Source organism: Paenibacillus sp. (genome assembly GCF_031177825.1).
In the GTDB taxonomy this organism is placed as follows: domain Bacteria; phylum Bacillota; class Bacilli; order Paenibacillales; family YIM-B00363; genus Paenibacillus_AE.
Genome location: NZ_JAPSKE010000019.1, coordinates 14,951 through 29,903 on the forward strand (window position 1 = coordinate 14,951; position 14,953 = coordinate 29,903).

The 14,953-nt window shown below is 61.6% G+C and carries 14 protein-coding genes; 12 read left to right on the forward strand and 2 right to left on the reverse strand.

Going from position 1 to position 14,953, the window contains the following annotated elements; translation table 11 throughout:
- Positions 1 to 47: 47 nt before the first annotated feature.
- From RIN49_RS19490 to RIN49_RS19535, 10 genes are all read left to right on the forward strand, one after another.
- Positions 48 to 998, forward strand: coding sequence for an NAD(P)-binding domain-containing protein (locus RIN49_RS19490; protein WP_309121814.1), 951 nt, complete (start codon positions 48 to 50; stop codon positions 996 to 998).
- 13 nt (positions 999 to 1,011) lie between these two features.
- Complete coding sequence (locus RIN49_RS19495; RefSeq protein WP_309121815.1) at positions 1,012 to 1,980, forward strand: NAD-dependent epimerase/dehydratase family protein; 969 nt, start codon at positions 1,012 to 1,014, stop codon at positions 1,978 to 1,980.
- Between the two features lie 15 nt (positions 1,981 to 1,995).
- Positions 1,996 to 3,000, forward strand: coding sequence for a glycosyltransferase family 4 protein (locus tag RIN49_RS19500; protein ID WP_309121816.1), 1,005 nt, complete (start codon positions 1,996 to 1,998; stop codon positions 2,998 to 3,000).
- A 45-nt stretch (positions 3,001 to 3,045) separates the two neighbouring features.
- Entirely contained in the window at positions 3,046 to 4,140 is a 1,095-nt protein-coding gene (locus RIN49_RS19505) for a glycosyltransferase family 4 protein (RefSeq protein WP_309121817.1), read from the forward strand.
- A gap of 21 nt (positions 4,141 to 4,161) precedes the next feature.
- Positions 4,162 to 5,166, forward strand: coding sequence for a glycosyltransferase family 4 protein (locus RIN49_RS19510; RefSeq protein WP_309121818.1), 1,005 nt, complete (start codon positions 4,162 to 4,164; stop codon positions 5,164 to 5,166).
- A 32-nt stretch (positions 5,167 to 5,198) separates the two neighbouring features.
- Positions 5,199 to 6,110: a Gfo/Idh/MocA family oxidoreductase gene (locus tag RIN49_RS19515; protein ID WP_309121819.1), complete on the forward strand. Its 912-nt coding sequence runs from the start codon at positions 5,199 to 5,201 to the stop codon at positions 6,108 to 6,110.
- A gap of 26 nt (positions 6,111 to 6,136) precedes the next feature.
- The gene (locus RIN49_RS19520; RefSeq protein ID WP_309121820.1) at positions 6,137 to 7,408 is read left to right on the forward strand and encodes a nucleotide sugar dehydrogenase; all 1,272 of its coding nucleotides are present in this window, start codon (positions 6,137 to 6,139) and stop codon (positions 7,406 to 7,408) included.
- A 101-nt stretch (positions 7,409 to 7,509) separates the two neighbouring features.
- Positions 7,510 to 8,676 carry an epoxide hydrolase family protein gene (locus RIN49_RS19525; protein ID WP_309121821.1) on the forward strand — a complete coding sequence of 389 codons (1,167 nt, stop codon included), beginning with the start codon at positions 7,510 to 7,512 and terminating at the stop codon, positions 8,674 to 8,676.
- Positions 8,677 to 8,703: 27 nt separating this feature from the next.
- The gene (locus tag RIN49_RS19530; RefSeq protein WP_309121822.1) at positions 8,704 to 9,819 is read left to right on the forward strand and encodes a winged helix DNA-binding domain-containing protein; all 1,116 of its coding nucleotides are present in this window, start codon (positions 8,704 to 8,706) and stop codon (positions 9,817 to 9,819) included.
- A 69-nt stretch (positions 9,820 to 9,888) separates the two neighbouring features.
- The gene (locus RIN49_RS19535; protein WP_309121823.1) at positions 9,889 to 10,818 is read left to right on the forward strand and encodes a helix-turn-helix transcriptional regulator; all 930 of its coding nucleotides are present in this window, start codon (positions 9,889 to 9,891) and stop codon (positions 10,816 to 10,818) included.
- A gap of 19 nt (positions 10,819 to 10,837) precedes the next feature.
- On the opposite strand, the gene RIN49_RS19540 is transcribed toward RIN49_RS19535, so the two are convergent.
- Together RIN49_RS19540 and RIN49_RS19545 are read right to left on the reverse strand one after the other, a co-directional pair.
- Positions 10,838 to 11,329, reverse strand: a complete 492-nt coding sequence (locus tag RIN49_RS19540) for a PCYCGC motif-containing (lipo)protein (protein WP_309121824.1) — start codon at positions 11,327 to 11,329, stop codon at positions 10,838 to 10,840.
- Positions 11,326 to 12,252, reverse strand: coding sequence for a cation diffusion facilitator family transporter (locus RIN49_RS19545; RefSeq protein WP_375295267.1), 927 nt, complete (start codon positions 12,250 to 12,252; stop codon positions 11,326 to 11,328). Before RIN49_RS19545 ends, RIN49_RS19540 begins: the two co-directional genes overlap by 4 nt.
- Before the next feature lie 186 nt (positions 12,253 to 12,438).
- On the opposite strand from RIN49_RS19545, the gene RIN49_RS19550 reads away from it, so the two are divergent.
- Positions 12,439 to 12,819: an ArsR/SmtB family transcription factor gene (locus tag RIN49_RS19550; protein ID WP_309121825.1), complete on the forward strand. Its 381-nt coding sequence runs from the start codon at positions 12,439 to 12,441 to the stop codon at positions 12,817 to 12,819.
- Positions 12,809 to 14,935 (forward strand): heavy metal translocating P-type ATPase, encoded by a 2,127-nt coding sequence (locus RIN49_RS19555; RefSeq protein ID WP_309121826.1) that lies wholly within the window; start codon positions 12,809 to 12,811, stop codon positions 14,933 to 14,935. The genes RIN49_RS19550 and RIN49_RS19555 overlap by 11 nt, the downstream gene beginning before the upstream one ends.
- Positions 14,936 to 14,953 lie beyond the last annotated feature (18 nt).

Consider the following 14,953-nt stretch of genomic DNA (forward strand, 5'->3'; position numbering starts at 1 on the left):
CATAGACTATTCCAGTCTGCCGGACAAGAGAATGCGAGGTGATGCCCATGAGAGAGAGGATCGATCGCTGCGCGGCTATGGCGAAGGCGAGCGGGAAACTATCGCTTGCGATCGTCGGTTCGACCGCGAATCGGAACAATCCGCCGTTCGCGATCGGACCTACGAAAGAGTCGGATCGGTTCGTAGGCAGCAGTTTTATAACTAGGGACCTTGAGGTTTTCAAAGAGATTTGCACGTATGCGGACGGGAAAGTCGATTACCTCTTCGTAGACGTAGAAGCGAAGACGGATCCGCCGTTCGACTTTCTGGCGGAAGCGAAAGCATGCGTGAAGACGAGCAAGGTGAAAACGTATAAAGGCAACGATATCACGGCCCATGCCTGCGATCTCTTGGTCAGCGAAATCGTCGGCGATCTCGCGGGGAAGAAAGTCGCGATTATCGGTGCGGGGAATATAGGTTCCAAGGTAGCCGTCAAACTCGTCGAACGAGGGGCGGATGTTTATATCAACCGCAGGGATCGGAACGGCGATCTGCTGGCGTCCGCGATCAACGCGATGAAAACCCGGTATACGTCCGGAACGGTGTACAGCGCATCCGATCCGGCCGAGGCGGCTCGCCATGCCGACGTACTGATCGGGTTTACCCAAGGGATTCCGGCGATTACGGGGGCGATGATTTCCGCGCTCAACTCGAATGCGTTAATCGTAGACGGCGGCGTCGGAACGCTGACGGAAGACGCGATCGCGGCGGCCAAGTCCGCGGGGTTGAGCCTCTTCCGATTGGATGTGAGAATCGCGCTGCCGTTCGTCGTCGACAGCATCCTCTCGACGGAACGATTCTTGACGTCCGTCGCGGGGACGTTCGTCGACAACGGGAAGACGTACGTCGCCGGCGGGATTATCGGAAGCCGCGGCGATATCGTCGTCGAAACGATCGCCGACCTTGGGACGATCGTCGGCATCGCCGACGGGAAGGGCGGAATTCTTAAATATCGTTAGGAGTGGTTATAGGATGACGGAACGGATTCAGGGAGAACGAGTGTTTATAACCGGCGGCGCGGGGTTTATCGGGTCGACGCTGATCGGCCGGTTAATCGAACGGAACAAGGTCGTCGTATACGATAATTTCTCGCGGGACGCGATTCGGGGAAAGCCGTACGCGAACCATCCGAACCTCACCGTCGTGCAGGGCGACATTCTCGACGCGGATTTGCTCGCTAGATCGATGCAGGAGCAGGATTCGACGTACGTGATTCATGCGGCGGCGATCGCGGGGATCGCCTCGGTTCTTAAGAGTCCGGTGACGACGATGAAGGTGAATATGGTCGGCTCGTGCCATGTGCTCGAGGCCGCCGCCGCGCTTCGGAACTGCAAGCGGGTCGTGTGCTTCAGCACGAGCGAGGTGTTCGGTCAGGTGGCGTTCCGGTCGGACGAGACGAGTCCGGCGGTCATGGGAGCGGTAGGGGAAGCGAGATGGACGTACGCCGTCAGCAAATTATCCGTCGAGCATCTGGCTTATGCTTTCTACAAAGAAACGGGTCTCCCGACGGTGACCGTCCGTCCCTTCAACGTATACGGCCCCGGGCAGGTAGGGGAAGGGGCGATCCGCGCCTTCGTCCTGCGCGCGCTGCAAGACCGGACGCTGCAGATTCATGGCGACGGGACGCAGATCCGGGCATGGTGTTATATCGACGACATGGTGGACGGCATTCTGTGCGCGATGACTCAGGAAGCGGCGGTCGGCCAATCGTTCAATATCGGCAACCAACGGACGGTCATGACGATCTACGGGCTGGCGAACACGATCATCCGAGTGCTGCAGTCCAACTCGAAGATCGAATTCGTCGAAGCGGACTCGGCGGATATCGAGCTGAGAATTCCCAATGTGGATAAGGCGAGGACCCTCCTTGGGTTCGAGGCGAAGGTCGGCCTGGAGGAAGGCATTCTAAGAACCGCCGAATTTTTTCGCGGGAACGCGTAAGGGGGCTGGTTACGCATGAAGGTGTTGCTTTCCCCTCACGGGATCGGCATCGGAACGTTGGCGCAGGCGCTTCGCGAGCAGGGCGCGGACGCGACGGCCTGCAGCTTCAGCAACGATATTTACGCTTACTTGTCGGATGTTTGTTTGAAGTTGAACGAACATCCTTACCGAGAGAGAGAAGCGATTCGGAGAGCGTTCTTCGACGAAGCGAAGAGGACATACGATATTTTCCACTTTCACTTCGGAGAGACGTTGTTTCAAGACAAGAGCGATCTAAAGATTCTTAAGGGTTTAGGGAAAAAGATGGTCGTCCACCACAACGGATCCGACGCGCGTCTGTTGTCCGTCGCCCGAAGCTTCGACAACCCTCATGTCGTCGTGAAAGAGACTTGGCCGGAAGAACGGATCCATGCCAATCTGAAGCTTCTATCGACCTACATCGACCATGCGATCGTGAACGACCACGAATTAGTGCCATACGTGAAGTCTTACTACAAGCATGTTCATGTCGTTCCGTACGCGATCGATGCGCAGCGGATCGCGCCGGTCTATCCTTCCCCGGTCGCGGAGCCGTTGGTCGTTCACGCTCCGTCTCATCGGGAAATCAAGGGGACGGACTACGTGATCGCCGCGGTAGAGCGATTGAAGCGGGAAGGCGTTCGATTCCGATTCAAGCTGCTGGAAAACATACCGCATCATCAAGTCATGGAATGGTACCGGCAATGCACGATCGCCGTCGACCAGCTTCGGATCGGTACGTACGCCAACTTAAGCATGGAAGTCATGGCCATGGGCAAACCCGTCATCTGTTATATTCGCGAAGATCTTCGCCGAACGTTCCCGCCCTCGCTGCCGATCGTCAGCGCGAATCCGGATACGATCTACCAGGTTCTCAAGGACTTGCTGCAGCGGCCTTCCGATTGGAGAGCTTTGGGCATGCAGGGGCGGCGGTACGTCGAGGACACGCACAACTATCGGAAGGTCGCGGAGATGCTGCTTCGCATTTACCGACAGCTGTAGCGGCCGGAACGATGAAATCGAATGAAAGGAGGGACGGCCGAACCTATGAATTTGATCACTAGGCAAGCGATTCTCAGAAATTACGTACGGATGCAGCCGATCGAACGGCCGTCGCAGCCGTCGAACGCCGTCAAGGACAAAGTGTTGATCTCTCCCCACGGCATCGGGATCGGTACGTTGGCGCGCGCGCTGCGGGCGGGCGGCGTTCACGCGGCCGCCTGCAGTTTATACCAAGATCAGTACTCGTACCTTTCCGATATTTGTTTGAATTTGAATCAGCATCCCATGGTTCTAAGGATGGCGATTCGGGACGCCTTCTTGGAAGAGGCGCTGGAGACATACGACATCTTCCATTTCCGGTTCGGCGCTACCTTCACCGGAGACAAAAGAGATTTGAAGGCGATGGCGGCGCGCGGGAAGAAGCTGGTCGTTCACCATTGCGGCGACGAAGCGAGAATTCTTTCGGTGGCCCGAAGCTTTAACAATCCCTACGTCCAGAGCCGGGAGGCTTGGCCGGAAGAGCGAATCCGTGCGAACATGAAGCTGCTGACGGCTTGCGTCGACCACGTCATTATTAACGATCACGAATTGCTGCCGCATGTGGAGCCCTATTACAAACGCGTTCACATCGTTCCTTATGCCATCGACGCGAAGCAGTTCAAGCCCGAGTATCCGTCCCCGAACGCGATGCCGCTCGTCGTTCATGCGCCGTCGCACCGAAGAGTGAAGGGGACGGAATTCGTATTGAACGCCGTGGAGCGACTGCAGAAGGAAGGGCATAAATTCCAGTTTCAATTGGTGGAAAAGATGCCGCACGAACAGGCGAAGCAGCTGTACCAGAAGGCGACGATCGTCATCGACCAGTTGACGGTCGGGACGTACGCGAATTTAAGCATGGAGGCGATGGCGATGGGGAAGCCCGTGATTTGTCATATCCGGGAAGACCTTCGCGACTCGTTCCCGCCCGGGCTTCCGATCGTCGGCGCGAATCCCGACACGATCTACGAAGTATTGCGGGACTTATTGCGTCAGCCGAACGAGTGGGGACGTCTGGGGGCGGCGGGGCGTCGCTACGTCGAACAGAACCATAACTACGAGAAGGTCGCTCGCATGCTGATCGATGTCTATAAACAGTTGTAGCGATGCAGGGGTGAGTGCACGGTGAAAGTGCTGCATTTGCCTTACGGAGGACAGATGGTCACGCTCTGCGCCGCCTTGCGAGACATCGGCGTGGAGGCAACGGCCTGCCACTTCGAGCGGTCGAATTTCCGATTCCAGGCGGATCTTTGCCTTCATCTGCAGGACGTTCCGCCCTCCGGAAGGGAGGCCGTCCGACGGGAATTTTTCCGCCGGGCGGCGGCGGAATTCGACGTGTTTCACTTCCACTGCGGCTTAACGTTCTTCCCGGATCACGGCGACCTGGAGCTGCTGAAGGCGCTGGGGAAGAAGGTGGTGATGCAGCACCGCGGGTCGGACGTTCGGCGGCTCTCGCTCGCTCGCGACTTCGGCAATCCTTACGTGGAGGTGAAGACGCGCGACGAGCGTCGGATCGAAGCCGACTTGCGGAAGCTGTCCGCGCGGATCGACCATGCGATCGTGGCGGATTACGAGCTGCTGCCGTACGTGCAAGATTTCTATAAAGAGGTCCATGTGATCCGCCAAGCGATTCGCTTGGAACGGTTCGAACCGCGCTATCCTTCGATCGACGTCGAAGCGCCGCTCGTCGTGCACGCGCCGTCCCACCCGATCGTCAAGGGAACCATGTACGTCAGCAACGCGATGTGGCGGCTGGAACGCGGAGGGGTTCCCGTTCGGTACCGGCTGCTGAGGAGAGCGCCGCACGAAGAGGCGATTCGCCTCTACGGAGAAGCGGATATCGTCGTCGACCAGCTGCGCATCGGCTCCTTCGGCATTCTCAGCTTGGAGGGCATGGCCTTGGGCAAACCCGTCGTCTGTTACATCCGCGACGGGCTGGCCGAGACGTATCCGGAGGGGCTGCCGATCGCGAACGCCGATCCGCGGACCGTCTACGACGTCTTGCGGGAGTTGATCGCCAGTCCGAAGCGGCGGCTCGAGCTGGGTCGACAGGGACGGGCTTATATCGAGAAGCATCATGATTCGCTCCGGATCGCGCGGCAGCTTGAGGCGTTGTACCGGCGGCTGTGACGGCGGAGCGGAAGGAGAGGAGAGGAACCATCTTGAGAGTAGGGGTGATCGGAACGGGTTCTATGGGAAGAAACCATGCCCGAGTGTATGCCTCGTTAGCGGAGCGCTGCCGGTTCGTAGGCGTGTACGACAGGGACGAAGAGCGGGCCGCCGCCGTCGCGGCGCAATACGGAGGCGAGGCATTCCGCACGCTGCCGGAGCTGCTTGCGCAGGTCGACGCCGTATCGGTCGCCGTACCGACGCCGGCGCATTACCGGGTCGGCATGGCGTGCGTCCGTCGGAACGTCCACGTCTTAATGGAGAAGCCGATAACGGAAACCGTGGGGCAGGCGAAGGCGTTGATCGAGCAGTCCCGCACGAACGGCGTCGTGCTCCAAACGGGACATATCGAATTGTTCAATCCGACGGTGCAAGCGTTGAAGAAGCTGCTGGCGGGCGAAGAGATCGTCGGCATGGAGCTCCAACGTCTGCGTCCGCTCGAGCCGCGCATGGCCCGCTCGGACGTCGTGAGCGACGCGATGATTCACGACATCTATATCGTGCATCATCTGCTGGGGACGCGGATTCGCCATCTGCACGCGGCGGGCCGCCGGCAGGATCGATATACCCAGCATGCGTCCGCGCTGCTCCGGCTGGAAGACGGCGCGGTCGTTCAGCTGACGGCCAGCTATCTCACCGACGAGAAGGTGCGGACGATTCGGGTCGTGACGAGGCGGTCGGTCATCGTCGCCGATCTGTTGACGCAGCGAATTCGGGTGTCGTCCTTGAGCGAACCCGGCGAATCCCGATGGATCGACGTACCGGACGGCGAGCCGCTGCGGCTGGAGCTGCTTCATTTCCTCGATGCGGTCGCCCGTCGTCGATCTCCGGACGTGACCGGGGAAGACGGGCTCGACGCGCTCGCCCTGGCCAACCGGATCATTCGCAAAGTGTCGGTTTCTTAAACGGAAGAATAAAGGAGGAGATAACGATGATGCGATTTCGCGCCGCGGGCGTGATCGGCCTTGGATATGTGGGGCTGCCGCTTTCGAAACTGTTGGTGGACCACGGCTTGCGCGTGACGGGCGTCGATCTGGATCCGGCGAAAATTCGAAACTTGCAGGACGGAATCAGCTATATTTCCGACTTGAGCGACGCCGAGGTGCAGTCGTTGATGACGGGGGGGCGCTTCGAGGCGGCGAGCGATTACGGCGGATTGACGGCGGTCGAAGCGATCCTGATCTGCGTGCCGACGCCGATCCGCGAGGACGGGACGCCCGATCTGAAATACGTGGAGCTCGCCGGCCGGCACCTCGCGCAGCTGCCGCTCGCCGGCCAGCTGATCGTGTTGGAAAGCTCGACGTACCCCGGGACGACGGAGGAGGTGCTGCTTCCGATTCTCGAAAGCCAAGGGAAGCGGCTCGGGAAGGATTTCTATCTGGCGTACTCGCCGGAGCGGATCAATCCGGGAGATCGAAGCTTCGGCCTCAGCGAGATGCCGAAGATCGTCAGCGGGGCGACCGAGGCTTGCCTGCGGCTGGCTAAAGCGCTATATTCGCCGGTGTACCGGAAGGTGATCCCCGTCTCTTCTCCGCGCGCGGCGGAGATGGCGAAGGTGCTGGAGAACAGCCAACGATTCGTCAATATTTCCTTCGTGAACGAGGTCGCGAAATGTTGCGAGAAGATGGGGATCGACGTTTGGGAAGTGCTCGAAGCGGTAAATAGCAAGCCCTACGGGAATTTGCCTTTCGCGCCGGGTCCGGGCGTCGGCGGCCATTGCATTCCGGTCGACCCTTTGTATTTGCAGTGGAAGGCGGACGAGATCGGGGTCGACCTGGCGTTCATTCGCGCGGCGAAGGCGGTGAACGATTCGATGCCCGGTTATATCGCGGATCGGGTCGAGCGCCTGCTCCCGGACGCCCGGCTCGAGGGGAAATCGTTGCTCTTGATCGGAGTCGCTTATAAGAAGGATGTGAACGATCTGCGGGAGTCCAGCCCCCTTCGCGTCATGGAGATTCTGGCCGAGCGCGGGGCGCGCGTGACGTATCACGATCCGCTGGTTCCTTCCGTTTCGGTCGGCGGACGGCGATACGACAGCGTCGAGCTCACGCCGGACGCGCTGCGATCCGCGGATTGCGCAGTACTGCTGATGGACCACTCGAACCTTCCGATCGCATCGATCGTGGCCCATGCGCGGCTCGTCTTCGACACGCGGCGCGCGACCGGCGCCCTCGGACCTGCGAGCCACGTGAAGTATTTATAAATAAATTCGAATGCTTCGCCGAGAACCCTGACAATCCGTTGTCAGGGTTCTCGTCTTATGATGAGGATGTAAAGAAAACAATCGATAAGGAGATATTCCCAATGACGATGAATCCCCCTGCAGCCGATCCGACTAGCGCCGAAGTTCGACCGTTCCGCATCTCGATCCCGCAAGCCGCGTTGGACGATTTGAACGAGCGGCTGGATCGCACCCGGTGGCCCGATCCGGTAAGCGGCGCGAATTGGAAGTACGGCGTCTCCCTGGAGCATGCGAAGGAGCTTGCAGCGCATTGGAGACGGTCGTATCGCTGGAGAGAACACGAAGCTCGCCTGAACGAGCTTCCGCAATTCGCGACGACGATCGACGGCGCGAACGTACACTTCTTTCATGTACGGTCGCCGGAGCCCGAAGCGATGCCTCTGCTCCTGACCCATGGGTGGCCTGCGACGAACTTGGAGTTTTTGAAGCTGATCGAACCGCTCACGAATCCGCGGGCGTACGGCGGCGACCCGGAGGATGCGTTCCACCTCGTCATTCCTTCCATCCCCGGCTTCGGGTTCTCCGGTCCGACGCGGGAGGCGGGCTGGAACACGGAACGCGTCGCCAAGGCGTGGGATACGCTGATGAAGCGGCTCGGGTACGCGTCCTACGGCGCTCATGGCGGGGACGCCGGCTCCTTAGTGACGCGGGCGATGGGCGTACAGCGGCCCGAAGGCTTGCTCGGCATCCACGTCCTGCAGTTGTTCTCGTTCCCGTCCGGCGATCCCGCGGAGATGGCGGACTTGTCGGAAGACGATAAGAAGCGGCTGCAAGCGCTCGCGAATTTCACCGAGCGCGCCGGGTTTAGCGCGATTCAGCAAACCCGTCCGTTGACGCTCGCTTACGGCCTCTCGGACTCTCCGGCAGGTCAGCTCGCCTGGAACGCGGAGCTGTTCAACGGGTTCGGCGATACGGTCGATGCCGTCGACCGGGATGACTTCCTGACGAACGTAACGTTATATTGGTTAACGAACACGGCCGAATCGACGGCTCGCTGGTATTACGAGGATGCGCACGGCTCGGGGGCGGCGAGCCGCGAGCCGAACCGGACGCCGACGGGAGTCGCCGTATTCCCGCACGACTTCCAGTCGATGCGCCGCTTCGCGCAACGCGACAACCCCGCCATCGTGCACTGGTCGGAGTTCGAGCGCGGCGGTCATTTCGCCGCCATGGACGCTCCGGACCTGCTCGCCCAGGATTTGCGGACGTTCTTCCGCCGGTTTCGATAACGACTCTTCCGATCGGAGGCTTGAGACATGAACGAGATGTCCCCGCGGGCATTGAACAGAGCTGCGCTCGCAAGGCAGCTGCTGTTGCGGCGCGCCGAGATGACCGCCTTCGAGGCTGTAGAGCATCTCGCCGGCTTGCAGGCGCAGTCTCCGATTGCTCCTTATTTCGGATTGTGGTCCCGGCTGGAGCGCTTCCGACATGAGGAACTGTCTTCGCTGCTGCTGGAGCGCAAGGTCGTACGCATCGCCTTGATGCGCGCGACGCTTCATCTCGTGTCCGCGAGCGACGGGCTGGGCCTCCGAGCTCCGCTCCGACCGATCATGGAACAAAGCTTGAAGGGGGCCTTCGGGAAGCGGCTTGCCGGCGTCGATCTGGATGCGCTCGCCGCCGCGGGCCGATCGATGCTGGAAGCCGAACCGCTGACCTGGAGCGAGCTGGGGGCGCGCCTAGGCGCGCGATGGCCGGACCGCGATCCGAACGCGCTCGCCGCCGCCGTCCGGAATCGGGTTCCGCTCGTCCAGCCGCCCCCGCGAGGCCTCTGGGGAGAGAGCGGGCTGGCGACGCATACGCCGGCCGAGGCTTGGCTGAGCGGCGTCGTACCGGCGGAGTTGACGCCGGAGTTGACGCCGGAGGGGATCATTCTGCGGTACCTGGCCGCCTTCGGCCCGGCGACGGCGCAAGACGTCCAGGCATGGTCGGGGCTGACTCGCCTGAACGAGGTGTTGGAGCGACTTCGTCCCAAACTCGCGACGTTCCGGGACGGGGCGGGGCGCGAGCTGTTCGACCTTCCGGATGCGCCGCGTCCGGAGGATGAGGTCGATGCCCCGGTCCGCTACTTGGGAGAATTCGATAACATGCTGTTGTCCTACGCGGACCGGAGCCGAATTGTCGGCGAATCGGCCCGCGGTCGGGTCATGACGAAGAACGGGATCGTCCGCGCCGCCGTTCTGGTCGACGGCTTCGTCGCCGGGATTTGGCGCATCGAGCGGGAGCGTCGGAAGGCTAGACTGCTGGTCGAGCCGTTCCGCGAGCTGTCTGCGAAGGAACGAAACGCGTTGGCGGAAGAGGGAGAGCGGCTTTTGGCCTTCGCCGCCGCCGAGGCGGAGGGGCGGGAGGTCGACTTTGCGCAACTTCCGACTTGAGCAGGACTTCGAGGGCGCGGTATAGAACACGATAGGAAAGTTTATTGCCGTAGGGAAGGGGCGCTTGAGGTGAAGTTGGATCGGTTGCTCGCGATTACGATGACCTTATTGAATCAACCGCGAGTGAGCGCGACGGAGCTGGCGAAGCGGTTCGAGGTGTCGCTGCGCACCATCTACAGGGATATGGAATCGATCAACCAAGCGGGCATTCCGATCGTGTCGTTCGCGGGCTCCGACGGCGGATACGAGATTATGCCGGGATATCGGTTGGAGAAGCAAGTGCTCTCGCTCGACGACTTCTCCTCGATCTATGCCGCGCTTCGCGGCGTACGTTCGGTCGCGGAAGGCTCCTTCCCCGGAGGGCTGCTGGATCGCATCGGCGCGCTCATGTCCGAGGGCGCGAAGGCTTCGGAGCGAGCCTCTCTGGATATCGATCTGACTCCGGCTCCGAACGATAGGGAGAAGATCGCCGAGCTTCACGAGACCATTAAAGCGCTGCATCTCGTCCGATTCGCGTATACGGATCAGAAGGGGGCGGAGACGGAGCGCACGATCGAGCCGATGGGGCTGTTTCTTAAGGGGTTCGCGTGGTACCTCTACGGCTTCTGCCTTGCTCGGCGGGATGTTCGGGTGTTTCGCTTGTCCCGCATGTCGGACATTCGGCGGCAGCCGCAGACGTTCCTTCGAAGAGACATTACGCTGAAGGACGTAGAGGATCGGTTCATGAGCCAAGCCGACTTCGCCAGGGTCGGCGCGGTGTTGCGCTTCGCTCCGGAAGCGAAGGCAAGGGTGAAGGACGAATTCGGGTACGACCGAATCGATACGAATGCGGACGGGACCGTGTCGGTCGCCGCCCGCTTTTCTTCGATGGAACGCGCCGTGCAGAAGATTCTGAGCTACAGCGGCGACGTGGAGGTCTTGGGGCCGCCGGAGCTGATTGCGGAGCTGCGGCGGCATGTTCGAGCCTTAGCTCGCCTCTATCAAGTGGGCATCGATTGAAGAGCCGGTCCGGGCCGGTCTACATCGGCATCGGCGTAGGCGTCGGGGCCGGATAGCCGGCATCGCCGTACTTCGCGTCGATCGTCTCGCGAATTTCCTTCAAAGAGAGCCCTTCCTTCTTCAGGACGGCCGCTTCCACGGCGATCTCGATGCAGACGGCGCAGCGCGTGCCGTGGTCGTCCCAGACGACGGCGCCGTCTTCTTTCGCCTCGGCGATGAAGCAGTTCAGGTTGCTGCGGTGCCCGGCGCTCTCGCCGCAGCCGCAGTAGCAAGGTATCGATGCAAGTACGTCGATGCTGTGGCCGGCGATCAGATACGCGTTCCGAATCGCCTGCGGCTGTCCGTCCAAGAAAGCAGGGAGCGTCTCGAAGGACGCAGTCGCTTCCTGCAAGTCTCCGTCGGCGGTATGACGGGAGTCGTGCGCATGCTCGTCCGATGCCGCGCCGCCCGAGCAGCCGGCGATCGCCAGCGAAGCCAAGATCGGCAGCGCGGCGGATTTCTTCCAATTCATCGCTCATCCTCCAACATAGGTTCGATATGAATATGGACGTTGGATACGTCGTGTTTCTCGTTGATTTTCGCTTCGATCCGCTCTGTGATCGCATGGCTCTCGATGACGGACAGATGCGGATTGACCGTCACCGTCACGTCTACATACGTCTGGTTGCCGAGCGCGCGCGCCTTCAAGTCGACGATCCCCTTCACGCCTTTCGTGGAGCCGATCGTCTTCTTGATTTCTTGGAGCTTCTCGTCGTCGAAGCCGTCCGTGAGCGAATGCGTCGCATCCCGGAAGATGTCCCACGCGGTCTTGCCTATGAGCGCGCCGACGACGATCGCCGCGAACGGGTCCAGCCACGGCATGCCGTATTGGGCGCCGAGGATGCCGACGAAGGCGCCGACGCTGACGAACGCGTCGGAGCGGTTGTCCTGCGCCGCCGCCCGCACGGCCTGGCTGTTGATCCGTTCGGCGATGCGTCGATTATATAGAAACACCGCGTACATCACAACCGCGCACGCGAGCGCCGTCCAAGCCGCCAACGGATCCGGCGCCGCCTGCGCGGGCCGTCCGAGCTTCGCCGCCGCATCGAACAACACCTGGAGCCCGACGGCCGCCATCAAGAACGACGCGATCAGCGCGGCGACCGTCTCGGCGCGGTAATGGCCGTACCGGTGATCCTGATCTGCGGGCTTCCGGGAGATGCGCAGCCCGATCAACACCGCGACGGAGGCCGCGATGTCGGTCACATTGTTCCAGCCGTCCGCAGCCAGCGCTTCCGAGCCCGCGGTACATCCGATCAGCAGCTTGCAGGCCGAGAGGATGGCATAGGCGAAGATGCTGAGCCAGACGCCCTTCTCCCCGGTCCGTGTATCCCTGTATGATGTATCCACCGTCGTCCGCTCCCACCCGTTCGAAAAAAATTGTCTTCCCATCATACTTCGCCCTCCTCGGGTGGGTCTAGAGAAACAGTGTTGACCCGCGCGCAGAAAGCAGGGGACAAACAACAAAGTTGCCCGGGGTCAAAGAAGGTCGATAATCAAATCCGCGTTTGACCGAACGAAAAATCCGGAGTAACATAGGATATAATCAAATCAATATTAGAGTGAGGATGGCGAGTCCGGGTGAAACGCGAACCTGTGAAAGACACGTGCGAGTTGTACTGCTACGACGAGGCGAAGGTCCGGCGGGTACAAAGCTTGCTAAAGGAACAAGATATATCCAGGATGGCGAGTCTGTTCAAGGCGATCGCCGACGAGACGCGGCTGAAGGTCGTGTACGCGCTGAGCCAGGAAGAGGAGCTGTGCGTCTGCGACGTGGCGAACGTAACCGGCTCTTCGCTCGCGACGGCCTCGCATCATCTGCGGACGTTGGGGCGGTTGAACGTGGTGAAGTACCGCAAGGAAGGGAAGCTGGCCTTCTATTCGCTGCACGACGCGGAGGTGCGCCGGCTCGTCGAGCTGGCGTCGACGCATACGCGGGAGATGATGAGCGTTGGAAAATGACAAGACCGTATATCGCGTGCAAGGTTTCACATGTACGAACTGCGCGGGCCGCTTCGAACGGAACGTCAAAGCGCTCCCCGGCGTCCGAGACGCGCAGGTGAACTTCGGCGCCGCGAAGCTGACTGTCGTCGGGAGCGCGACGATCGAGGAGCTCGAGCGGGCGGGATCGTTCGACAGCTTGAGGGTGGCGCCGGAGAAGGCGCGCGTCGAAGCGAGGCGGGAGCCGTTCTGGAGCAAACACGGCCGCGTTCTTGCCTCCGCCGCGCTCCTGGCCGTCGGTTGGCTTCTAGGAGAGCAGGCCGGCGAGGGGAGCTTGCCCTCGGTCGTCGCTTACGGCGCCGCCATCCTCGTCGGAGGATACGGGCTGTTTCGCAACGGACTGCGCAATTTGTTCCGCCTGCAATTCGAGATGAATACGCTCATGACGATCGCGGTCCTCGGCGCGGCCGCGATCGGGGAGTGGGGCGAAGGCGCGACGGTGGTCATCTTGTTCGCGATCAGCGAAGCGTTGGAACGATTCTCGATGGACAACGCCCGGCGGTCCATTAGATCCCTTATGAATCTCGCGCCGAAGGAAGCGTTGATTCGCCGAAACGGCGCGGAGCTGTCGGTACCGGTCGAGGATATTCGCGTCGGGGATACGATGATCGTGAAGCCCGGACAGAAGCTCGCGATGGACGGCGTCGTCTCGAAAGGCGTCTCGACCGTGAATCAAGCGGCCATCACGGGCGAGTCGATGCCCGCGTCGAAGAAGGCGGGCGACGAGGTGTACGCGGGCACGCTGAACGAAGAGGGGCTGTTGGAGGTTCGGGTCACCAAGACCGCCGAGGATACGACGATCTCGAAGATCATACACTTGGTGGAGGAGGCGCAGGCCGAGCGCGCGCCGTCGCAAGCGTTCGTCGACCGGTTCGCGAAGATTTACACGCCTGCGATTTTGCTCGCCGCTCTGCTTACCGCGGTCGCGCCTCCCTTGGCGATCGGGGGCGATTGGGGGGAGTGGGCGTATCGCGGCTTGGCGCTGCTCGTCGTCGGCTGCCCGTGCGCGCTGGTCATCTCTACGCCGATCTCGATCGTGACGGCGATCGGCCACGCGGCGCGGCGCGGCGTGCTGATCAAGGGCGGCATCCATCTGGAGGAGGCGGGACGGATCGTCGCGGTCGCCTTCGATAAGACCGGTACGCTAACGGAAGGCAAACCTCGGGTGACGGATCTGCTCGTCTTCGGCCGATTGTCCGAGACGGAGGCGCTCGCCGTCGCCGCCGCGTTGGAGAAGCGCTCCGGGCACCCGCTCGCGTCTGCGATCCTGCGGAAGGCGGAGGAAGAGGGCGTTGGACTCGGGAGCGAGGCGTCGTCGTTCCGGTCGCTGACCGGCAAGGGCGTGAGCGGGGAAATCGGCGGTCGGTCGTATTACTTCGGAAGTCCGAGCTTGTTCGCCGAGCTGCATGGCTCCCTGGAGCCGGTCGTCGCGAAGCGTATCGCCGATCTCCAGGGGGAAGGAAAGACGGTTATGGCGCTCGGAACGGCCGAGCGGATCGAGGCGGCGATCGCGGTCGCCGACGAACTCCGTCCGTCCGGCGGCGCCGCGATACGGGAGCTGCACGAGCTTGGACTGCGCGAGACGGCGATGCTCACCGGGGACAATAGAGCCGCAGCCGCCTCGATCGGCCGACGGCTCGGCATCGCTGAGGTCGCGGCGGAGCTGCTGCCGCAGCAGAAGCTGGACGCGGTCAAGTCGCTTCGCGCGAAGTACGGCCGCGTCGCCATGGTGGGCGACGGAGTGAACGACGCGCCGGCGCTCGCGGCCTCCACGGTCGGCATCGCCATGGGCGGGGCCGGTACGGATACGGCGCTGGAGACGGCCGATATCGTTCTGATGGGGGACGACTTGCGCATGATCCCGTATACGATGCGCCTAGGCCGTAAGACATTGGCCGTCATTCGGCAGAATATCGCCTTCTCGCTGGCGATCAAGCTGGCGGCGCTGCTGCTTATCGTACCCGGGTGGCTGACGCTGTGGATGGCCGTCTTTGCGGATATGGGCGCTACGCTGATCGTCACGCTCAATAGCTTGCGGCTGCTTCGCATGAAGGAGAAGGCGGAGGAGCGTACCTGAGGGAAGCGAGGGCGCCGC